The organism is Oculatella sp. FACHB-28 (genome assembly GCF_014696015.1).
In the GTDB taxonomy this organism is placed as follows: Bacteria; Cyanobacteriota; Cyanobacteriia; order Elainellales; family Elainellaceae; genus JAAUTN01.
The window spans coordinates 41793-64563 of sequence record NZ_JACJPJ010000036.1; the positions used below are offsets into that span (position 1 = coordinate 41793).

Annotated in this window: 16 protein-coding genes; 9 read left to right on the top strand and 7 right to left on the bottom strand. The window is 51.7% G+C overall.

Features of this window, described 5'->3' with window-relative positions:
* Positions 1 to 55 precede the first annotated feature (55 nt).
* The gene (locus H6F88_RS04130; RefSeq protein ID WP_190641484.1) at positions 56 to 2167 is read right to left on the bottom strand and encodes a serine/threonine-protein kinase; all 2112 of its coding nucleotides are present in this window, start codon (positions 2165 to 2167) and stop codon (positions 56 to 58) included.
* Positions 2168 to 2400: 233 nt separating this feature from the next.
* The gene (locus tag H6F88_RS04135; protein ID WP_242050382.1) at positions 2401 to 5730 is read right to left on the bottom strand and encodes an alpha-mannosidase; all 3330 of its coding nucleotides are present in this window, start codon (positions 5728 to 5730) and stop codon (positions 2401 to 2403) included.
* A gap of 91 nt (positions 5731 to 5821) precedes the next feature.
* On the opposite strand from H6F88_RS04135, the gene H6F88_RS04140 reads away from it, so the two are divergent.
* Entirely contained in the window at positions 5822 to 7432 is a 1611-nt protein-coding gene (locus H6F88_RS04140; protein WP_190641485.1) for a hypothetical protein, read from the top strand.
* Between the two features lie 47 nt (positions 7433 to 7479).
* On the opposite strand, the gene H6F88_RS04145 is transcribed toward H6F88_RS04140, so the two are convergent.
* Entirely contained in the window at positions 7480 to 8220 is a 741-nt protein-coding gene (locus H6F88_RS04145) for a Uma2 family endonuclease (RefSeq protein ID WP_190641486.1), read from the bottom strand.
* A 282-nt stretch (positions 8221 to 8502) separates the two neighbouring features.
* Between H6F88_RS04145 and H6F88_RS04150 the strand changes: the two genes are divergently transcribed.
* The 3 genes from H6F88_RS04150 (at position 8503) to H6F88_RS04160 (ending at position 12969) form a co-directional block, all read left to right on the top strand.
* On the top strand, positions 8503 to 8619 hold the full coding sequence (locus H6F88_RS04150) for a photosystem II reaction center protein I (protein ID WP_190641487.1): 117 nt from the start codon (positions 8503 to 8505) through the stop codon (positions 8617 to 8619).
* A gap of 100 nt (positions 8620 to 8719) precedes the next feature.
* Positions 8720 to 11905 carry a DUF3769 domain-containing protein gene (locus tag H6F88_RS04155; RefSeq protein ID WP_190641488.1) on the top strand — a complete coding sequence of 1062 codons (3186 nt, stop codon included), beginning with the start codon at positions 8720 to 8722 and terminating at the stop codon, positions 11903 to 11905.
* A gap of 83 nt (positions 11906 to 11988) precedes the next feature.
* Positions 11989 to 12969 carry a hypothetical protein gene (locus tag H6F88_RS04160; RefSeq protein ID WP_190641489.1) on the top strand — a complete coding sequence of 327 codons (981 nt, stop codon included), beginning with the start codon at positions 11989 to 11991 and terminating at the stop codon, positions 12967 to 12969.
* Between the two features lie 51 nt (positions 12970 to 13020).
* Here the strand turns inward: H6F88_RS04160 and H6F88_RS04165 are convergent, their stop codons facing one another.
* The gene (locus H6F88_RS04165; RefSeq protein WP_190641490.1) at positions 13021 to 13545 is read right to left on the bottom strand and encodes a phycobiliprotein lyase; all 525 of its coding nucleotides are present in this window, start codon (positions 13543 to 13545) and stop codon (positions 13021 to 13023) included.
* A gap of 308 nt (positions 13546 to 13853) precedes the next feature.
* On the opposite strand from H6F88_RS04165, the gene hemE reads away from it, so the two are divergent.
* Positions 13854 to 14918, top strand: a complete 1065-nt coding sequence (hemE, locus tag H6F88_RS04170; RefSeq protein WP_190641491.1) for a uroporphyrinogen decarboxylase — start codon at positions 13854 to 13856, stop codon at positions 14916 to 14918.
* Between the two features lie 156 nt (positions 14919 to 15074).
* A complete protein-coding gene (locus tag H6F88_RS04175; RefSeq protein WP_190641492.1) occupies positions 15075 to 16028 on the top strand; it encodes an NAD(P)-dependent oxidoreductase in 954 nt (317 codons plus the stop codon).
* 229 nt (positions 16029 to 16257) lie between these two features.
* Here the strand turns inward: H6F88_RS04175 and H6F88_RS04180 are convergent, their stop codons facing one another.
* On the bottom strand, positions 16258 to 16416 hold the full coding sequence (locus H6F88_RS04180; protein ID WP_190641493.1) for a hypothetical protein: 159 nt from the start codon (positions 16414 to 16416) through the stop codon (positions 16258 to 16260).
* A gap of 316 nt (positions 16417 to 16732) precedes the next feature.
* The gene (locus tag H6F88_RS04185; RefSeq protein WP_190641494.1) at positions 16733 to 17500 is read right to left on the bottom strand and encodes an RNA methyltransferase; all 768 of its coding nucleotides are present in this window, start codon (positions 17498 to 17500) and stop codon (positions 16733 to 16735) included.
* Positions 17501 to 17587: 87 nt separating this feature from the next.
* Between H6F88_RS04185 and H6F88_RS04190 the strand changes: the two genes are divergently transcribed.
* The 3 genes from H6F88_RS04190 to H6F88_RS04200 all read left to right on the top strand — a co-directional run bounded on the left by H6F88_RS04190 (position 17588) and on the right by H6F88_RS04200 (position 20029).
* Positions 17588 to 17740, top strand: a complete 153-nt coding sequence (locus H6F88_RS04190) for a DUF2256 domain-containing protein (protein ID WP_190641495.1) — start codon at positions 17588 to 17590, stop codon at positions 17738 to 17740.
* A gap of 104 nt (positions 17741 to 17844) precedes the next feature.
* Positions 17845 to 18798: an isoaspartyl peptidase/L-asparaginase gene (locus tag H6F88_RS04195; RefSeq protein WP_190641496.1), complete on the top strand. Its 954-nt coding sequence runs from the start codon at positions 17845 to 17847 to the stop codon at positions 18796 to 18798.
* A gap of 37 nt (positions 18799 to 18835) precedes the next feature.
* Positions 18836 to 20029, top strand: a complete 1194-nt coding sequence (locus H6F88_RS04200) for an ABC transporter permease (protein WP_190641497.1) — start codon at positions 18836 to 18838, stop codon at positions 20027 to 20029.
* Here the strand turns inward: H6F88_RS04200 and H6F88_RS04205 are convergent.
* A complete protein-coding gene (locus H6F88_RS04205) occupies positions 20026 to 22725 on the bottom strand; it encodes an EAL domain-containing protein (protein ID WP_190641498.1) in 2700 nt (899 codons plus the stop codon). The genes H6F88_RS04200 and H6F88_RS04205 overlap by 4 nt on opposite strands.
* Positions 22726 to 22771: the final 46 nt, after the last annotated feature.

Genomic DNA, 22771 nt, shown 5'->3' on the forward strand with positions numbered 1-22771 from the left:
GACATGGGTAGCTTGTGGGGTTGCTATGGGGAAGTAGCTGTGACGGATGCAGACACTAGTTTTTGGCTTCTGGGGCTTCCGGTTCTTCCGGCTCCACAGGCGATGAGGTGACGTTATCAACGGTGAGGTCAAGCTGATAGTCGATCGGCTCCGAGGCAGTTGAGACCACTACCACTTCATAGAAGCCTGACTGGGGCAGCTTGCTCGACCAGCGGGTGTCTGTAGAGTCTTCCAGCAAAACGGGCAGGTTAGACGTGGGGCGAGGTAGATACACCGAAAGCTGAGTAGCGTCAGAAGGAGCATCCAGATCCAGGCGCAGAATTTGCCCTTCTGAGAGGTTAGCCGTGTAGACTCGACCTTCTCCTGGCTCTAGACTTTCCTCTAACTGTTCGCTGTAGGAGTCAGCGTCAAACTTTATCTGTTCCAGCATTGAGCCATCTTGCAAGGTTCTCAAGCGGTCAAACACAATTCCTTGCCATACCTGTCCCAGCGGCTGGTCGAGAAAATCTTTGCCTCGCTGCTCAGGAAACAGATGAAAGAATTGAGCATCTGCCAGGTCATAGAGCGATCGACTGCCAACATAAAGCTGATTGGCTTGCTGTTTCCACTGTTCGCGATCGCCTTCGTCATAGCTGCCCAACTGTCCGCGCGCTTCTGGGCTGAGGCTAGTTTCTAGAGTATCCAGCCACTCAGCGGCGATCTCGTCCCAGTGCGATCGCCATTCTTCATCCTCCGGACCATCAGTGAGGGTGCGTCCTCGCTGGTCAGGATAGCGTTCGTAAAACGCCGCATTTGCCAGGTTGACGTAAAACTCGTAGGGAATGCCTAATTCCTCTCGCTGTGTTTGAAGTTCTGCTTTGCGGGCTTGCTCTGCCTCTGAGAAGCGGGGAGACTCATCGGAACCTGGCTCAACAGCTTCTTCTGTAGGTGGGCCGGGTACCTGTTCTGGCAAGATCCAGTTTGTGGTTGCCCACCAGCCCGCTCCGGCGGAACCCGAAATTAGAGCTAGCACTACTAGAAGTTTGCCAAAGCCAAAACCTTGGCGAGAGGGGGTGTGGGGTGTAGGGGCGTAGGGTGTAGGGCTATGAGGTGTGACAGGAGGGGCAATCGCCACAGTTCCCTGAATCTCAGAGTTAGGCGGCGCAGGGGGAATGTAGCTGGGGGGCGGCTGTGTTTGAACGTAGCCAAGATCGACGGGGGTAATTCCCAGGGCTTGCAAGACTTCCGCAGCGGATTGGTAGCGATCGTTGGGGCGGGGCGATCGCATCTGTTCCAATATGGCACTCAGCCCTGGACTAAGGTTTAGCTCCTGACCCCAGTTGCGGCGCGGCAAGCTACCCAAAAACTCTTGCGGCTCTTTGCCCGTCAACAGCACCAACACTGTCGTTGCTAATGCATACAAATCGCTGTGAGGATAAGCCCTACCAAGCTGCATTTGCTCTTCGGGGGCATAACCAACCTTGCCGAGTCGAGTCTCTGGCGCAGACATCGGCTGTGCCTGCATCGTTCCCTGCACATATTGCGAAACTGCCGCTGCCACTTGCTTGACCCCGCCAAAATCAATCAACACAGGTAATTGATCGCTGTAGCGCAAAATCAAGTTGTCGGGCGAAATGTCCCGGTGAATTACCCCAACGCTGTGAATGTACTGCAACACAGGCAAAAGCTGAATCAGAAGCTGCATCACTTCTGACTCAGTAAAGCTCATTCCCTGAAGCTTACGCGCATCTAAAAGCTGCCGATAGGTTTGTCCCTCAACATAGTCCTGAACTAGAAATAGATGCGCCTGTTTCTCAAAATCTGCCCGAAATAATTCTCGAAAGCGTGGAATTTGGGGATGTTGAAGCTTGTACAGTACGCCTGCTTCCCGCTCAAACAATTCCTCTGCTTTCTGTAGAGCGTAGGTTCCGTGAACCTGGGGAGCAAACTCTTTCAGCACACACGGTTCGTTAAACCGATTTAAATCTTCTGCCAGGTAAGTGCGACCAAAGCCACCATGACCTAACTGCCGCTTGATCCGATAGCGCAAACCAATCGTGGTGTCTATCCCTTGAGCGACTGAGCCTGGGTATACCTGGCTGTTGACCGCAAGCTTTTCGCCACACAGTCGGCAAAATCGGCTGCCCGGTGGGTTCTCATGACTTTGACTACAGTAAATTGATGACATGGAACTCAGGTCACACCAAACTTAGCGATAGGACGAGGAAAGGTTTCAGCACCAGGCTTACTTCAAGATTATGCGGGCGATCGCACAAGTGTTGGCTGTTGGTTGCCAATTTTGAAATTGGAAATCTTTAATGCTCTTGACATGGGCACCCACTCACCCTCAAAAGCTGCCCTTTGATCTACGGTCTGGGATTACCTAATTCCAGAAAACTGCCTTCATTTAAGGCGATCGGGCTATTGATCGCGCTGTTGTTTGAATGTGAACGTTGCAATTCGCCAGGGAGAAATGTGAAAAGCTCGTGTCTCTTGGTTTAAAGAAGAACCATCTGACTCCTCTAGCAGAGTCGTGATTTGGGCAGTTTCAGGCTCGAGATATTCAGATAGAAGATCTCCTAGATCCGCCAGCTTTAGCTCTGCCGATCGCCCCTCACATTCATAAACTCTCAAAACCCACCGATCGCCCTGTTCTGATGGCTTAAAGGCAGTAAGAACCAGGTTTTGTGATTCTAGCTGAAGGAATTGTCCGGTTGATGGCAACAATTTGCGGGTGCCTGCTTGCTTAGGTTGGACTACCAGCAACGGTTGATTTAGCTCATAGCCGCGATGCACTGTCTCGGCTGTTTGCCAATCGCCACTGTGAGGATAAAGCGCATAGCAAAATTGGTGAATGCCGCGATCGGCTGCGGCATGGGGCCATTCTGAACTACGCAGCAGTGTCAACCGCAACTGAGATGGCTGGCTGTCATATCCATGTTTGCAGTCGTTGAGCAAACTCACACCGTAGTGAATGCCTTCGTCAGACTGGCTCAGGTCAGCCCACTGTAAGGCTGGAACCTCCCACTTGGCTCGAACCGCATCAGGGAGTGAGGCAGTATCGGCTTGGTCATGGGTTTGGTCATTGGGAGGAAGCGTGGGACGAGCGATCGCCCCATAGGGAATTTCATAAGTCGCGAAGTCAGCTTTCAAATTCAGTGGAAAAGCCGCTTTCACCAGCACCTGACTTTCTTGCCAGTTGACGACAGTGGCGATTTTGAGAACGGGCAATCGCCGCTGCAAAATGTAATCCTGCTGAAATTCCGATTGCCCAAACTCGCGTACCACTCTGAGCCGCTGCTGAATTTCACCCCGCTCTAGCCAGCAAATTTGCTTCAGTGTTGCTGCTGGCAAAGCATGTTTGGTGTAGTCAGGGTCAATATTCCAGGCATCCCAATACTGACCGCTATCCTTGAAAAACTGAAGCTGATTGCCCGCATTGCTCAACACCTGCCGCTGCTGCACTTTGTCAAACACGCTGCTCAGGTTTCCCGTTTCGGGATCGATGCTGACCCGCAAAGTTTTGTTTTCCAGTACCCAAGCCTCTGAAGGGGCAGATGATTCAGCCAAAATTTGAGAAGGGTGCGAAGCAGTCTCCCCTGTGGGGCGCTCGCCCTTCAACCAGTACACCTGATAGCCCAATCCAGGAATACTTTCCGCGTGAAACAGCAAATGAGCATCATGATCCCGCTGCATCTGGCAGGAAAGTTCACATCCCTCCAGGTTGAAAACTCGCCATTCTAAATTTGCTTCAGAAACGGGAACTGCGACGACTTCCGATCGCGCCCAGTTCAGTGAATTGAAGACCACAATGGGCTGACAATCAGGCTGTAGTGGAGCAGGGAGGTGAATTTGAGTGGCAATCGCCTCCAGTGCCTTCACCAAAAGCTGTTCTCCGGTTTGCTCTGCCTCTATCCAGGCTTGATTGGCATCGTCAAAGACTTCTGCGATTGAAGAACCCGGCAAAATGTCGTGAAACTGGTTGAAAAGCACCTGTTTCCAGGCACTTTCGATTTCCCCTTTAGGATAATTTCCACCTGTAACCAGAGTTGCCACAGAGCTGAACAATTCAGCCTGATACAGGAGCCTTTCACAGCGACGATTCCACCATTTCTGGTCGGCATGAGATGTGTAGCAGCCACGATGGAATTCGAGGTAGAGTTCGGAGTTTAGAGTGGGGAGGGAAGGGGTTGGGGGCTGGTGGGGACTAGGGACTAGGGAAGGGGGGTGGGCATTGCCCATCTGAGGCAGCGATCGCAGGTAGTCCAGGACGGTGCTGAAGGTGAGTTGGGGGAAGAAGGGGGAGTGCTGCCAGCGGTGACCGACTTCTAGCATGTCGCGAGTGGGTCCGCCGCCGTGATCGCCTACACCAGGAAGCCAAAGAGATTGCTGAATGGTAGTCTTGGCTTCCCAAGTGGAAGCGTATTCAGAGATTTTTAGCGGATCGATGCCTTCACCGATGCGGGGAGACATGAAGCTGAGAATTTCGCTGCCGTCGGGCGATCGCCACCAAAACAGTTCATGGGGAAATTCTGTGGTGTCGTTCCAGCGCAGTTTTTGGGTGACGAAGTACTCAATGCCCCCTTGCTTGAGAATTTGCGGAAGCTGCCAGCAAAACCCAAAACTGTCGGGCAACCAGGCGATCGCGCTCAGTTTGCCAAACTTTTCCTGCACATAGCGCTGACCATAAAGTACCTGCCGCACAATCGACTCACCGTTGACCAAATTTAGCTCTGGCTCCACCCAAAGCCCCGCTGCGATTTCCCAGGTACCCGCTTCAACCTGGGCTTGAATTGCTGCAAACAGCTCCGGTCGGTGCTGTTCGATCCAGGCAAACAGTGCAGGTGACGAGTGGCAGAAGGTCAATTCAGGAAAATCTTGCTGAAGCGAGAGAACCGACTTAAAGGTGCGCTCTGCTGCTTCCCAGGTGTCACTTACCGTCCACAGCCACGCCAGATCCAGGTGGGCATGTCCCACAAGCTGAACTTGCCGCTGTTTTAGCCAGTCACCCAACGGCTGAAGTTCTTGTCGCAGGGCTTGCAGCGATTGGTCAAAGCGAAGACGAGCCGCTATAGATTGATCCCGCAGTGCTGCCCAATCGAGTTGAGCAACGGCAGTCGCTAGCGTTTCCAGCTTTTCGGGTGCAAAGGCGGTGAGATATCGCTGCAAAACAGCCAACTCATCTGCCACAAATCCCGGTTCAGGAGTAGGCGAATCAGGAAATGAATTTTCGTAGAGGCAGAGCGACTTGACCAGCGCACCATCGTCATGACCGGGACTGACCAGCCGCAGCGCAACGTGAATTTGCTCTCCCGGTTTGGCAGATGGGCTAAGCAAAATTCGGGTGGAAGCGTCAAAAATATCGCCTTCCTGCACCAGCTCCCCATTCACAAAAATTTGCGCGTCCTCTGCCCACCAGACCACAGCCAGCCGCAAAGCCAGCCCTTCCAGGAAATATCCTTCCAAAGCTGGCGGAATGGTCAGAGTTTGTCCCAGCCACAGCACTTGCTGTCCTTTTGCCCAGGCGACGTGATGCCGTAAGTTGAGGGAAGCGGTCGCCCACTCTTTCCACCGTTCAGGTTGGGTTGCGTCCGCAATCGATAAATCCTCAAGGCAGTAATGCCAGTTTGCCTGAATATCGAGCTGGGTCAGTTGACGCAAATGGGCGATCGCCTGATCAATCTGCTCCAGGACAGTTAAGACAGCATTTTGCGGCATTTGATTTTGGGCAACTGAGGTAACATCGGTCATCTTTCGACTAAGATCAGGGCATTCGTACGGCTTCCCCCGACTGTACAACAGAATCTCTCACTCCCCTCAGCATTGCATTCCCCCTCGACCCATGCCTTCCCCCGGTCGCTATCAGAGCAGCGTATTTAACTTTTTCAATCGGCGATCGCTGCAATTGAGTGAACAGATCAGACGCACTGTTCGTTCAGTTAAAACGACCGCTACCTGGGGTGTGCAAATTTTGCTATATCCAGCTTATGTGGCATTTCAGACGGGACGAGTAACGGCGCAGCAGCTTCGACAGGCGGTGCAAACGACTTCACTTCGGCTCAAGGCAGTCGAGAAGGCGATTGAGAAAGTAAAGCACGTCAACGCGCCTCCCCGGCCCGAACCCACCCTCAGTTCTGATACGCCAATCTATAAAGTGTTGCAGACGGTAGAAGCGTTCGCGCTGCTGCCAACGGTGAAAACGCCGCTGGAGCTAGCCGCCTCATCCGATCTGTCTCAGCTTCAGGATCAGGCTGAACTGACTGTGCAAGCGATTCAGATTGATGGATTAACAGTCCGTCACGATGCAGCTAAATATAGTGCGACTGAACACGGTGCGATTGAACACAGGGCGTTTGGAGAGGCAACCGAAGCAGGAATTGCTGTCAGTCAGAACGGCACTATCAGTGGAAGCAGTGCTGTTAATGGGAATGGGGCTGTTAATGGGAATGGGACTGTCAGTGCAAATGGAACCGCGCGATCGCTTTCCCCCTCCAGCAAAATTATTGGTATTGCATCTTTGTTGACTAGCCGTTCCTTAGTGCTAGTTACCAATCAGAGTCAGATTCTAGACATTTTGACGACTGAGCAGCAGGTTCAGTTACACCGACGCATTGTGTGGGAAGTGGCTCAGTACTGGCGAACCCGACGAGCCTTGTGGGCGGAGCAGCAGCCGGTCCCGTTTCCCCTGCCGCTATCCGAAGTTCACCAAAATGCACTGCCTCCCGTGCGACTGTTTCGGCGGCTAATGGCGTGGATGCAGACCGGCTCGGTGGCGATCGCCACCAACTTATTCCACGAGTCTGTTTTGGTCGCGAGACTGCAAGCTGATCAAGCGATCGCCTACACCCACCTTGCCAACTTTACTGAGCCTGGGGCTGACGATCCCTGGACTGAGGATGATGACACCAGCGGCTTTATTGAGATGACGGAGTTTTCAGCGGCAATGGTCAACCCCTGGGAACGACGGCAGCGAGCAACTTTGAATCCCTCAGCCGCAACACCTATGCGCCTGCTAAAAAGTTCTCGCTTTAGCGGTGTGTTTCCGTTTGCAGGTAAGCGGCAAGATTCTCCTCAGGCAAATTCTCAAGCCAATCCTCAGGCAAATCGCTTCAGCAGAATCTTGCCAAACTTGAGAACGGTCTGGTCAGAAAAGAGATTAGCCCAGGTTGAAGACTCAGGAAGGACAGTGGCGATCGCCCCAATGCCTCCCTCCCCTGAAACTGGCTCAGCTCTACAACCCTGCCAACCAGACGTACCCGGACAGCTAGATCAACCCAATCCTCAAAGCTCATCTGACCTGCAAACCACCTGGATTGAAACGGAAGCTACTCTTGTCGGCTACGTCAAACATCCTTTAGAGCAATTCCTAGAATGGCTTGATTCAGGCATGGTCTGGATAGAAGAAACCCTTGCTAAAGTTTGGAACTGGCTCCGGCACGGTCGGCGCAGCTAAGGATTATTGGTTTGCATGAGTCCTCCGACTATCACGTCTTGCTGGACTTATATTTCATCTGGGTCAAACCCCAGCTCCCTTAACCTATTCGCTAAGCGGTCAGCGCGCTGTTTTTCTTGTTCGGCTCGCTCGTCTCCGTTCAACAGCAAGTTGCCGTTGCTATCCCACCAGCGCAACCAGGGAAAGGTCTGATTAATGTACTGCCCCTGCCAAATTCCCAATTCCATACCCATCGGTGCAATGGGGAAATGCCCTCGCTCGTTGGGATCACAGCGTTGATAGTGATTGGCAATTAATTCGTAAACTTCAACTGAGGCTTTGTCTACTTCATAAATGGCGTAAAACGGCACTCGAATTGCCTGCTCATACACCCAGAATTTCCCAGCCTTCGCTGCATCGTCTGGAAAGGGCGAGGTTGTGTCTCTTTCCTCGGAGCCGTCACCCGAGACAAACTCAATCACAATCAGGGGAGCGACTATTTCCTTCCACATCACATAGGAGCGCCGCCTTTTTCCATCGAGCAGCGGTGGTACGTTCGGCACGTAGAACCAATCAGGAGCCTCAGCGCCTCGCTCTGGTGGCTCGGTCAGCCGCCAGTAGATGCCGCAGTCTTGACCAATAGCGTACTGTCCTGTTGGGTGAAGGGCATCAAGAATCGGGCGGATAGAATCAGTCAGCAGCAAACTCTGCGGATGCTCCTGGAAATTTTTCACAAATGTACCGTCGGTTTCCGGCAGTTGCGTGTGGTCCGGAAGGGTAAGGGCCGGCTGAGATGAGGCGATCGTCATCGGAACATCCTGTCGATCAAAGTGTCCTGATCCTACCTTATCTCCCTAGACTGTCATCTTGGGGAACATCCAATTACCAGAACCCATCTGACTTAAGGTAGAGTGTATTGTTGCTGCCTTAAATGGCGATCGCTGTGCCCCTCAGTGATGCTTCAGCGAATTATCTCTCATCAAGCATTTAGGTCAAAGATCTTCAGTCATCCGACAGCAATCCAAATGCTGTGTAAGAAAAAGGACACTGTTTCGATATTATAAGAAAGCCTATTGCTGGAGATGCTTCACATGCTGACTCTTAAAATCGCCGTTTACATCGTTGTTAGCTTCTTTATTGCGCTTTTTGTGTTTGGATTTTTGTCAAATGATCCCGCTCGTAACCCTAATCGTCGGGATTTAGAATAGACAGCCAAAACACTCCTTGCTCCCCCAGGCAATCAGTCTGCGCTGAGGACGGCTAAAGCGATGTATCCGGGCTGTCCGCATAAATTTGTCGTGCCAAAGTATGCCCTACCCGGTTCTGCCGCCTACTTCTCCGGTTATCGATCTGTCGCAACCAGAGGAAATTAGCCATCCTTTACCTTCTTCAACGGCTGTTTTGCCTGCGGAGCCTGCCCAACTCACTTCGGGCAGCGGTGTTGCTCCGGTTCCTACCCCACCCGAACGCTTTGCGCCAGAGCGATCGCCTGCTTCAGTCGAGTGGTCAACCGTCTCAGATGCTGCCAATACTGGAGCATCTGATGCGGCTCTGTTAGGTGCTCCCGTTGAACTCAACCCACCGCAGCTAACCCTCTCAAGTCAGCAAGAGGCTGCGATCACCTACGGCGTTACTTCTGAAGACTTATTTTCTACAACTTCGGACTCTGCTTCACCTGCAGCGATCGCTCCATCTACTGCAACTAGAGCAGAAGCGGCTGCGAGTGCCGTATCCCCGTCCTCATCCCCAGCGATCGCTTCGCCAACCTTAGTAACCGAGCGCGAAGCGGCAGAAAGGGCTGCACCTTCTGCCTTGCCTGCAACCGTTCCCCCATCTATAGCAAGCGAGAGAGAAGCGGTTGCGAATGGAGCCTCTTCCGCTTTGCCTGCGATCGCTTCACAGGCAGGTGTCGGGGAAGTAGCTAGTGAAACAGTTGGGGATGAAAGCATTAGCAATTCGGTCGTGGCGGAAACAACAGCCGCCGAGTCTCCCCTGTCCCTCTTCCAGCGGCAGATTTCATTCCGTTACTTGTCTGAATCGGCAGAGCGATCGCCTCAAAGAACTCGTTCTCCCATTCTCGAGTCGCTACGGCTAAATATCTTTGCTCAAGAAGCGGAATCAGAATTGGCTCAACTACCTGAGCTAGAACCTCAACCTTTGCCTCCGCTTGATTCAGCTCCATTGCCACCCGATGAATCGGGTGAACCCATCGACCCTGAATCACTACCCGATCGCTTGCCTGACTCAGATAGCACTCAGCCATCAGGGGAAACTTTAGTCATTCCCGATGAACTGCCTCCCCTTCCAGAATCGCCATCGGAAGAAGGTGAACCGCAAGAAGGTGAACCGCAAGAAGGTGAACCGCAAGAAGGTGAACCGTCTGATTCACCTCAAATGAATGGAGAAGAGCAAGAACCCCCTGTAGATGGGGTATCTCCTGATCAAATTCCTACGGATGGCGAGCCGTTTCTGCTCGACCCATCGGGCACCGGAGAAGTAATCGAACTTTCTGCCGATCGCCAGCGGTTTGACCAAATTCAGCAGGTATTTGTCGCCGAAGGCAGCGTTGAAATGCGCTTTCGCAGAGCCGTTTTAACCTCAGATCGACTACGGGTGAATTTGCTCAATCGCATTGCAGTCGCCGAAGGAAATGTCACCCTGTTTAGCGGACAGCAGGAGTTCAGGGGCGAACGTTTCGTCTACAACTTTGTTCAGGAGCGCGGCGATATCCTCAATGCCAGCGGTGAAATATTTCTGCCCTCAGCGGGCGACGACTTTTCGGCAACGTTGCCTACTGACGCCAGTGCTGGAGCGCAAGAGCCACTTAGAGGCGACCTGATCAGCGCTGAACAGCCCGAAGTTCAACCTGATGAAAGTGCTGTCACGGGCGTGGATGATTCTGGTGCGCTACCTGACGTTGACACTCAGCCCGATCTGGATAGCACACCCACTGTAGAAGACGAGGACGAAGACGAAATTCCAACTGATGCCTCAGATGCAATTAACTCTGAAGCCGATGAAGATTCTGATGCGCCTGTTAGCAGTCCAGGTGGGCTATCGGTAACTTTGGGTTCAGGAAATGCTAGGCGAGGCGGCACAGGCGGTGAAGTTCGGCGGATTCGATTTGAGGCAGATGAGGTGGAGTTTACGCCTGATGGTTGGGTTGCAACCAACGTCCGCATCACCAACGACCCATTCTCACCACCAGAGCTAGAGCTAAGGGCAGACACCGCTACCTTTACGCGGCTATCGCCAACTCGCAGTGAAATTCGAGCAAGGCGACCTCGGATTGTGTTTGATCAGGGGCTATCGATTCCTTATTTCCAAAATCGAGTCATTTTAGATGACCGAGAACGTCGTCCTGGACTAGTTCAGTTCGGCTTTGACGAAGAAGACCGGGGTGGCTTCTTTGTTGAAAGCAATTTTGAGTATGCCCTTAGTCCTCAGGTGGAGCTTTCACTCAGACCGCAAATTTTGCTTCAGCGAGCCTACGACAACGGCTTCAACCTGACTGACCCCGCAAACTATGGGTTGATCGGTGAGTTAAATGTCCAGTTCAGCCCAACTACGGTTTTGCGAGGAAATGCCGTTTTTACCAGTCTCGATCTGGACGAATTGCAGACCCAGTTTCGCGGCAGCTTACGGCTACAGCAGCAGCTATTTAACCATACCCTGACCGCAGAATATAGCTATCGCGATCGCCTCTTCAATGGCTCTCTAGGTTTCCAGACTGTGCAGCGCAGTTTGGGCTTAGTGCTTACTTCACCTACTTATGAGTTAGGCAACACTGGCATTAATCTGAGCTATCAAACTGGCGTACAACTCATTAGCGCTAACACCGATCGCCGTAACTTGATCCTTGCCTCAGATGGCGGTAACCCAATTGAGCTAACTCGCTATCAGGCTGGTGTTGCCCTGCGGCGAGGCTTTTTGCTGTGGCAAGGCGAGCCGCTTCCCCCCACCGCAACAGAGGGGTTAAGATATACCCCCAACCCCGTTGTTCCCTACGTGAGCTTGGTGGCTGGTTTGAGGGGGGTGTTTAGCGCCTACAGCAATGGCGATACTCAGCAGGTCTACACCGCTAGCCTTGGAGTGCGTGGACAATTTGGGCATTTCTCTCGCCCGTTCTTTGACTACACCGGGTTCAACCTGACCTATTCTCAAAATATTCGAGATGGAGAATCGCCCTTCCGATTTGACCGGGTTGTGGATGACCGGGTAATTTCGGGCGGCATTATTCAGCAGCTTTATGGGCCCTTCAGGGTTGGATTTCAAACTTCGCTCAGTTTAGATCGCGATCGCGAAATCCAGACGGAATACATTTTGGAATACAGCAGAAGAACCTATGCGATTACGCTACGAGTAAACCCACGACGAGAACAAGCCTCTCTCGGCTTGCGCATCAGCGACTTTAACTGGAATATTGATCCTGAACCCTTTGGTGGGGACGAATCAGGCACAGTAGACGGAGGTGTACGCCGCAGGAACGATTAAGTTTGTGGAAAAACAGACTAACGTTTAGGCTCGGCGGAATGATCAGAATTTTGTTAAAGTTTTGATTTGACTCTACCCTAGCGATGACAGAACTGGCGAGAGATGCTGCTATAGATGCTGCTGAGTTGTTGGCCCATTACAGTTTTGACCTGGGTGGCTTCACAATTGAGCGTCTAATTGACTATTGGCTGAGAGAATATCCGGCCAACTGGTTGCGGTCTGCGCTAGTAGAAGCGCTTTATCAGGGACGCTACAAAGCGGTGTCTGTAACCCAAATCTTGACGCTCTGGAAGAGGCGAGGACAGCCGCTCTATCACTTCAACCATGAGTTTGAGCGCATGGTTTGTGGGAGATTTCCAAAATCTTCGATCACCTCATCTGAACTGCCTGCTCCAACTCGCCCCTCCCCCCAAACTTCGAGCTTGAGTAACGATCGCCATTCTGCCGCAATCTTGCCGAGAAGCGCTGAGGTTTCAGAACTCCAGCTTTTTGAAGATGCGATCGCAGTAGGTGAAACGAGTGAAGCTAGTGTTACTGATGTAGAAAAAGAATCATCGGATGCAAGGGTAGACGACACGCCATCTAAGCAACCACCCGCGCAAGAAATACTGCGACCAGACACCAGCGATCGCCCCGTCCGTGCCCTCCTTCCTGCTGCTAAATCCCCCCTAGAGCCATCACGAACTTCCCTTCCTGAAGACGGCACTGTCGAAATGCCCTCAGCTACCCCTGAACCCTCAGCAACTTCTGCAACCCATGAATCTGTAGAAGCCAATCGTGAACATTCCACTTCTACCCCCACTCAATTACCTGGCTCAGAAGTCACAGAGTCTCCCATTCCAACGTTTAGACCCGTCAACGCTGGGTTAGACGCAACAGAATTGGTGCAATGGGCAGGCGATCGCGTTAGCAAACACCCCATTCACCAGTTCGTCCCCTCTACAGGCGTTTCCAACTTTTACACCAAGCTCAAAGCTGTTGTGCAAAGCAGAGATGACTACTTCACCGACCTTGCTCTAGCTGGAGATAGTATTTCCCTGCAGGAACAGCGGGAGCGGGAGTAGGGATGAGGGATTAAGGACGAAACTTGTCTCCTTGTCCCTCATCTTTCATTCTTAGCCCTGCCCGCCCATCCGGATTTCAGAGCAAAATGTAGCCATGCTAAAGCCGCCGAAACGCTTTAGGATGCTGGTTCTCAGACGTAGATTAGGGCTGGCGAACCAGAGGCGCTCTTCAGAGTACATTGATTCGTATTCAGTAATCAGCGTTAGGGAACCGTCGTCACCCATGACATACCGTCCGGCAACAGGTGCTTTCTCTGCGTAACCTGTATCTCTCAGCAATTTCCCTTCGTTGGGCTTATCTGGATCGGCAACAGGAACTAGAACGGTAGATCCTTCGTGCTTTTCCTTGTCCCATTCCATCGTGCCGTCCCAGGTGACTCGCGCACCGCAGAGCGCCAGAGTCGGCTCGACCTCATTTTGCTGGCACAGCTCAATTACTTCAGGTGCATCCTGGGGCAGCATTTCAATGCGAATGTCAGATTTGCCGCTCTCAGACTGCTTGAAAGCGAGATGATGACTGGTGCGTTGTGAAAACCATTTGCCAGCACTTTGCTGAAAAAATTCTGTAATATCCATGAAGTCGATGCAGTTGCTAACAGTTCTTAACGTTCACTCTAATACTCACTAGTTTAAGCTGAGTTGGCGTTAGTCATTTGTGACTCGCCTTTTGTCCTTTGTCATTTGTAAACCGCTATTGCGGCAAACAGCCCATGACCAATGACCCTTCGACACGCAGAATCGCTATATAATCTTAATCCTGGAATTGCTGAATCTAAGCGCATTTTTGTGTCTAAACCGTCAGCGTCTGAACACAAAGATTTATAGAAGTTAGCGATCGCCAAACCCTTGCTGTGAAGTCTGTAACTTTAAGAGAGAAACTTTAGATGGCTGGACTGACCCAGGTTCCTTATCTGCTGCGGGCTGCTCGTGGTGAAACGTTAGACCGTCCTCCTGTGTGGATGATGCGACAGGCAGGGCGCTACATGAAAGCCTATCGGGATTTGCGAGAAAAATATCCGTCGTTTCGACAGCGCTCTGAGATTCCAGAAGTAGCGATCGAGGTTTCATTGCAACCCTGGCGGGCATTCCAACCAGACGGAGTAATTCTGTTCTCTGACATCGTCACTCCCCTGCCCGGTCTGGGAATTGAGATGGACATTGCAGAAGGAAAAGGCCCGATTATCGAGCGCCCCATTCGTACTCAGGAACAGGTCGATGCGCTGCGGCCGCTTGACCCAGCCGAGTCGATGCCGTTTATTCAAGAAATCTTGCAGGCACTGCGGCAGGAGGTGGGCAATCGTTCAACCGTGTTGGGGTTTGTGGGCGCGCCTTGGACATTGGCAGCCTATGCGGTAGAAGGTAAAGGCTCAAAAACCTACTCGGTTATTAAGGGAATGGCCTTCTCTGACTCGGCAATTTTGCATCAGCTTTTGGCTAAATTGGCAGATGCGATCGCCGTCTACGCTCGTTACCAGATCGATAGTGGCGCACAGGTCGTGCAAATGTTCGATTCCTGGGCGGGTCAACTCAGCCCTCAAGATTATGAAACGTTTGCCTTGCCCTATCAGCAGCGCGTTTTCCGGCAGGTAAAGGAAACGCACCCCGATACACCTCTAATTCTTTTGGTCAGCGGCAGTGCGGGCGTTTTGGAGCGGATGGGTCGTTCTGGAGCCGATATCATCAGTCTTGATTGGACGGTTGATATGGCAGAGGCTCGTCAGCGGTTGGGACGGCAGATGAAGGTACAGGGCAACCTTGATCCTGGTGTGCTGTTTGGCTCACGCGAGTTCATTCGCGATCGCGTTCTCGACACGATTCGCAAGGCAGGCAACCAGGGGCACATTCTCAATCTGGGACACGGCATTTTGCCCGACACGCCAGAGGAAAATGCAGCTTTCTTCTTTGAAACTGCGAAACAGGCAGACCAACTGTTGGCGGTTCATGCCTAATGGCACTACGCCGCTAAAATGATGCCAACCCTGTAAGGGCGCGGCATTCGGGAATAGATCCTGGGCAAAACTACAGGACCGTTGCCGAATGCCACGCCCTTACTCAATTGAATGCACCCTATTAGCGGTGCGCTGATACAAGATGGTTGCTTGATTATGACTGCGAAGCGAATTTTGGTAACGGGTGCTAGCGGCTGCATTGGTCATTACATTTGCGATCGCCTCATTCGAGAAACGTCTCATGATCTGTTTCTGCTGGTGAGAAATCCGCAAAAGCTGAAGTTTGACTACAATGCTCGTCCAGGAGTCACTATCCTTCAGGCTGACCTGCGAGAAGTTGAGCAGTTTGCCGATTTGCTCAAAACCATCGATACCGCAATACTGACCGCGACTGCCTGGGGTGGCGCTCAGGAGGTGTATGACATCAACGTTTTGAAAACGCTGCGGCTGATGAATTTGCTTGACCCGGATGTGTGCCAGCAGGTGATTTACTTTTCTACCGCTAGCATTCTGGGTCGCCACAATCAGCTTTTGAAGGAAGCGGGACAGTTAGGCACAGACTACATCAAGTCCAAGCACAATTGTTTTCAGCAGTTGTCAAGGCTGGCGATCGCCCATCGCATCACCACCGTTTTTCCTACGCTCGTCTTTGGTGGAGATGGTCAAAAGCCCTATTCTCACCTCACCTCCGGCTTGCCCGAAGTGGCAAAGTGGATCAATCTAATCCGCTTCTTTAAAGCTGACGGCAGCTTTCACTTCTTACATGGGGAAGATATTGCTCAGGTTGTGTTACACCTGATCGAACACGCGCCAGCACCAGGAGAATCGCGTCAGCTAGTTTTAGGCAATTCCGCAATTACGGTAAATCAGGCAGTAGAGCAAGTCTGTCATTATCTCAACAAACCCATTTCCGTACGAATTCCGCTCTCAACTCAGTTAGCTGACCTATTCATCGTGCTATTTCGGATTCAGATGGAAGCCTGGGATCGGTTTTGCCTCAGCTATCGCCACTTTACCTATGAGAATCCGGTTAGTCCTGCTAGCTACGGTTTACCGACTTACTGTCCAACCATTGCTGATTTGTTGAAGGTTAGTGGTGTTGCTAGGTAGGGCGATCGCCAATTGTAGGGGTAAAGAACTGCGACTTCTTTAAGAAGTCGCAGTTCTACACGCCAATCAACTCTTGATAAGGCTTGGCATAGTGAGGAATTGCAACAAGGCAAGCTCATCAGAGTGCGCGGCTTTCCTAAAGACAAGAAGGTGAAACTGTTCCGGTTACTTGCCCCTTGCGTAAGTCCTGAACTTTGAAAGTTTTTCAGAGTGCTTCGACGCTCACCACCTAATCCTGCTTGTCAATCCGAACTTTGATCTCTTTGGATAGGAGCGTACTCAGTGCATCCGCCAGTTTCTTTTCTGGAGTCACTTCCTTCGGAGGAAACAAGAATGTACAAACATAAGCAACTAACAACAACAAACCCACTACAGCACCAAAATCCATACGATACACCCGCCTCTTCGGTAAATACTGAATCAACTTGTCTAGCGCCAACTGCACTCTGGAACTGAGGAATACAAATGTACGCTAGGGACTAAATCTAGCAAATATTCGTGAGAGAAATATTAAGTTAAGACAAAGTCAATGTAATTTTATTTACATGAGCATACGCAGGTTGGAACGCTCTAAGACCTCTTCTTCCCTAAAATTAAGGAGCTTAAAATGAGACACTTAAGTGCCTTTTGTCTGGCGATCGCTTGATGCTCGTTCTGCTTGCGTAAGTTCTGACTTTGTTGGGTTTCGCTTTGCTTCACCCAACCTACGAATCTTTTTGCCCTAGTGCCCATTCCATTTGTCTGAGAATTCCCCTGAGCATAGTGACTTCTTCGGTTGAGAGGTCTGCTCGGTTAAACAGGCGGCGGAATTTTTCCATGCGGCTGGGGGCTGTGTGTGGGTAGAGGTAGCCGATTTTGAGCAGCAGGGTTTCGAGCTGTTGGTAGTAGCCTTCGAGCAGGTCGAGGGAAGGGGGGGTAGGGGCTGAGGGCTGGGGGCTAGGGGCTGGATGTTTGGAGAAGGTGAGGGCGGTTTGATGAAGTTCGTAGCAGCAGATGGCGACGGCTTGGGCCAAGTTGAGGGAGGGGTAAGTAGGGCTGGAAGGAATGCGGACGAAGCGTTGGGCATAACTTAATTCGACGTTGCTTAAGCCTCGATCTTCGGGGCCAAAAATTAGCGCCGATTCCATTGGGGTTGCGTTAGGATGGTTGGCTTCTAGCAGCCAGGGTAAGCCTACTTTGGGTGAAACGAGGGAGGCTTCAGGGCTGCGATCGCGTGAAGTAGTGGCGATCGCCCGCTGACATCCTTTCAATGCATCCGGTATGTTATCCACTCGCTGCGCCGTTTCCAACAAGTTCGCCGCATGGACTGCCATTAGCCGCGCTTCTTCCCCCAACCAGTCGCAGTGAGGATTTACCAGAACCATTTGGCTAAGCCCCATATTCTTCATCACCCGGGCAATTCCCCCCACATTCAGCGGCCCGGCTGGCTCCACCAGCACAATCCTCACCCCTGCTAATACTTGCTCAACCATCTAGGATATAAAAGTTAGATTTTCAAAGTCACGTCGCTACTCTCACCCTACACCCTAGCCCCCAGTCCCTAGCCTCCAGCCCCTTCTATGCCCCGCTCCAAATCAGACCTGCCCACCAAAATTTGCCCAGTTTGCGATCGCCCCTTCACTTGGCGCAAAAAATGGGAAGATTGCTGGGATGAAGTGAAATATTGCTCCGAGCGCTGCCGTCGTCGCCGCTCAACCGCCAAAGAGAACTAAATTAAGTTTTGAATTTTGGGAGTTGAATTGTGAGTTCAAGTTCCAACTCAAAGCTCAGAACTTAAAACTTAGAACTCAGAACTCAAAACTTCTAAAGGAATTTTATGTCAATCGCAGTGCAGCCCAAAATCATCATTCACGGTGGAGCCGGAAGCTCTCTCAAAAGCAAGGGAGGCGTTGAGTCGGTGCGCCAGTCGCTCCACAAAATTGTTGAAGAAATTTATCGACTGTTACTAGAGGGCATGAGTGCTCCATGTGCGGTTGTGCGGGGTTGTCAGTTGCTAGAAGACAATCCTCGCTTCAATGCAGGAACAGGCTCTGTGCTGCAATCTGACGGGCAGATTCGTATGAGTGCTGCTCTGATGGACGGCTTTAGCCAGCGGTTTAGTGGCGTAATTAACGTTTCGCGGGTCAAAAATCCAATCGAGCTAGCTTTAGCACTGCAGAGCTCGCCCGATCGCGTTCTATCTGACAATGGTGCGGCAAATCTACTGCGAGAGCTTCAGGTCCCTGACCACGATCCCCTCACTGAACTGCGTCTGCTGGAATGGATTCAGGAACGACGGGGTGACTTTAACAAAGAAATGGCTGGAGTCGTTGCCGAACGTGAATTAGTGACTGAAAGCAGTGCAGGACGGGGCACTATTGGCGTGGTTGTGTTAGATCAGCAGGGGCAGCTTGCAGTTGGCACTTCCACAGGCGGTAAGGGATTTGAGCGAATTGGGCGAGTTAGCGACTCTGCCATGCCTGCAGGCAACTACGGTACTTCCCATGCAGCGGTGAGCTGTACGGGCATTGGCGAAGACATCATTGATGAATGCTTAGCTGCCCGAATTGTAGTGCGTGTCACCGATGGGCTAACGCTGCCAGCCGCGTTTGATCGCTCCTTTACAGAGGCTCAGCAAAATCAGCGAGATTTAGGCGCGATTGGTATTGACCAGAGTGGGGCGATCGCCTGGGGCAAAACTAGCGAAGTTTTGCTAGCGGCTTACCACAATGGCACCGAAATCGGTGACACCCTGGAATGGGACGACGGCTCTCTGACTGGCTGTGTCTAACCTATAATCAACATCAACTGTGGCGGGAAGGCAGCGTATGAACTGGTTGCAAAAACTCAGGAAAAACTCACTAGCCCAATTCGGCGCGATTGTGCTGCTGATTTTTTATGTAGTCGTGATAGCGGCAGAATTTGTTGCACCCTACGACCCTTATGCTTCGCAGGTTGACGGCTCTCTCCTGCCACCGACTCAAGTTTACTGGCGTACTCAAGAAGGACAATTTATTGGTCCACACGTTTACCCCACAACGCAGGGACCAGTAGATCTGGAGACGGGCGATCGCCAGCTATTCGTAGACTTTGAGCGCCCTTCCCCCCTACGCCTGTTTGTACAAGGTTCAGAATATCGGATGCTGCAATTGCGGCTGCCGCTGCCGACCCGCTTCTCACTCACGAATCCCAGGTTCGAGGAAGTGCAGCTTTTCCCTGGCATTCCCGGAAACCTGCACCTGTTTGGCGCAGCGGGGGAAGGCACAATTAACCTGCTGGGTACTGATGAACAGGCGCGGGATCAGTTCAGCCGCCTCGTTCATGGCGGTCGCATTAGCCTCAGCATTGGTTTGGTTGGTATCGTTATCTCTTTCCCCTTGGGAATGTTGGTGGGCGGGATCTCTGGCTACTTTGGCGGAGCCACTGACGGCATACTGATGCGTTTCGTAGAAGTGTTGATGACGATCCCGTCGATCTATTTGCTGGTTGCCTTAGCTGCTGTATTGCCTGCTGGACTGACCAGTTCCCAGCGATTCTTGTTGATTGTGCTGATTACCTCGTTTGTCAGTTGGTCCGGGTTGGCGCGGGTGGTTCGCGGTCAGGTGCTTTCTATTAAGGAGCGAGAATTTGTCCAGGCGGCTAAGGCAATGGGCGGGCGACCGCTCTACATCATCATTCGGCACGTCCTACCGCAAACTGCGACCTACATCATCATTTCTGCAACGCTGGCAATTCCCAGTTTCATTGTGGCGGAGGCCGTTCTTAGCTTGATTGGTCTGGGCATTCAGCAGCCCGATCCGTCATGGGGAAATATGTTGTCCTTGGCTACTAATGCCTCAATTTTGGTGCTGCAACCGTGGCTGGTCTGGTCGCCTGCAATTTTAATTGTATTGACCGTGCTGGCGTTTAACCTGCTAGGGGATGGTTTGCGAGACGCGCTTGATCCCCGCAACTTACACGGCACATCAAATATCACCAGTACTGCCTCTGGAGAACTTGCTTCAGCTCCCGGAGATAGCTAGGCGACGTCCTCGTTTAAGCGTTGGGGATCAGTCTCGATCAGAATGCCAGCTTCTTCACTACTCAAAGGTTTCGCAAAAAAATAGCCTTGCCCATATTCGGCTTTCAGGGTTTTAAGTTGTGAAACTTGTTCAGCGGTTTCAATTCCTTCAGCAACCACATTCATGTTTAGGGTGTGAGCCAGCGTGACGATCGCTCGCACAATTTCAGATCCCTCGTCTTCTATGTCATCGGCTCCCATTCTGCCGACAAAGGACTGGTCAATTTTGACCGTATCAATCGGGAACTGATGCAAATAGCTTAGGGACGAATAGCCTGTGCCAAAGTCGTCAATCATCAGTTGCAGCCCCAGCGCCTTAAGCTGCTCCAGTAGAGCCGTTGCGGACTCAGTATTTTCCATAATGGCGCTTTCGGTAATCTCAATTTTCAGGCAGTGAGGTTCTATCTGATATTGCTGAAGTAACTGGCTGATTTGCTGAATCAGTTGGGGTTGGGCAAACTGCTTAGTCGAAAGATTCACGCTAACGGATAACGCTCTGCTGTGAGGAAACTGAAGCTGCCATTCCCGAAGTTGACGACACGCCTCCGCCAAAATCCACTGTCCTAGCGGGATCACCAAACCCGTATCTTCGGCAACCGGGATAAAATCACCGGGAGAAATCCAGCCACGCTCTGGGTGCTGCCAGCGAACCAACGCCTCAAACCCAATGATTTCGGAAGTTTCTAGCGAGACGATGGGCTGATAGCGCAGTTGAAATTCTTGACTGGTCAAACCTACTTGCAGGGTTGAAACGGCCCGTCTCAGGTCAGTCTCTAGCTGCAATAGAGCAACAGCGCGGGCGTGCATTGCTGCATCAAATATCTCGTGGCGAGCCCGCCCTAAAACTTTGGCGCGGTACATAGCGGTGTCTGCATTTCGCAGCAAGTCTTCAGGGCGATCGCCCCCCGATTCACTTAGAGCAATGCCAATGCTGACGGTAGTAAAGACCTCTTGCCCATTCAAATTGAATGGCAGCAAGAATTCTTGATGGATTCGCTCTGCCAGTTGAGTGCTGTCGGTGTGGCTCCTGATGTCTTCCATCAAAATTGTGAACTCGTCTCCTCCTAGCCGAGCGATTGTATCGCCGATGCGAAGGCAAGTTTGCAGACGTTGGGCGATCGCCACCAAAAGCTGATCCCCAACTACATGACCGAGGCTGTCATTGATCACCTTAAACCGATCGACATCTAGAAACAGCACCGCAAATCGGTAGCTCTGGGGGCGTCTAGTTCGCTCAATTGCTTGAGAGAGGCGATCGATAAACAAAGCGCGATTGGGTAGTCCTGTGAGCACGTCATGCAGGGCATCGTGCAAAAGCTGCTCTTCGGCTTGGCGGCGTTTGGTGATGTCAGTCTGCGATCCCGCCATGCGGCAGGCTTTGCCATTCTCATCTCGCACTGCCAGTCCTCGGTTCAGCAACCAGCGGTAGGAGCCGTCTCGATGCCGCATTCGGTACTCGCTCTCAAAGTGAACCGTTGACCCATCTAGATGAGCATTGAGTTGAGTTTTAACGCGATATAGGTCTTCCGAGTGAACTCGGCTGAACCATTCATCTAGAGTGTTGCCAATCTTTCCCTCCTCGTAGCCCAGCATTTCCCGCCAACGGGGAGAAAAGTAAATTTCGTTGGTTCTCAGATTCCAATCCCACAGCCCGTCGTTGGCACCGCGCACTGCCAGAGCGTAACGTTCCTGGCTTTCCCGCAGCGCTTCTTCAACCTTCATTCGGTCAGTAATGTCCAGCCCAACGAAGACGGCTGCCTGATCCTGAAAATATTTTTGGGCAACGACGATGTAATTGCGGATCGAGTCGCCAACTCGGGATGCAATTTCTACCGAGCTTTCCTTCACTGAACTGGCGATAAACTTCTGCACAAACTCGGCAAATCCGGGGCTGGATTCCATAAAACCCAATTCTCTGCCGACAAAATCTTCTGGGCGAACATTAAAAGTGGCCGCCAGGTAACGATTGATCCCTAAGTATTTGCAGTCTGAGCTAAACCAGGAAACGCAGCCAGGGACAGCATCCAGTACCGCCTGAAGCTGATCTTTTGCCTGTTGCAGGTCTGCCTCAGCTCGCTTGCGATCAGTGATGTTTCTGCCAAAAACGGCTACGCCTGTAATTTCCTCAATATTCGTGATAATGGGGTTAAACGAGACTTCAATATATGCAGGGCTGTCGGGCAAATCAACATGTAGCTCAATAGCAAAGCGATCGCCCCTCAGTGCCCGGTCATAGTAGTCTATCCAGATGGCTTTTGCGGCATCGGGCAGGCAACTGATAATATTCATACCCAGGGCTAACTCGACCCCATAAACGATCTGAAACTGTTGCTTAAAGGTGGAGTTGAGCGTGACAATCTGATACTGGCGATCGACTGACCAGACCGCATCCTGCGTATTTTCGATCAGAGCTAGAAGATTTGCTTCTCGTTCCCTTAGCGCTTTTTCTACGGCCGTTTCCCGGATGCCTGATTCCTGAATGCTTGATTCCTGGATGCCTGATTCTTGCACTGCTTCCGGTGCAGATACTTTTGGCTGAATTGCCTTGGTTTCTAACCGTCTAGATGCTGAACTGGACGTTAGGCTGTTAGACGTTTCGCCATTAAAAGGCTGTGGTGCCAAACTATCCTGTATTTCTGCAGCATCTACTGTAACCATGAGAAAGCAATCTCCGAAGCGGTGATTAAAAAATCCGGCAGATGCC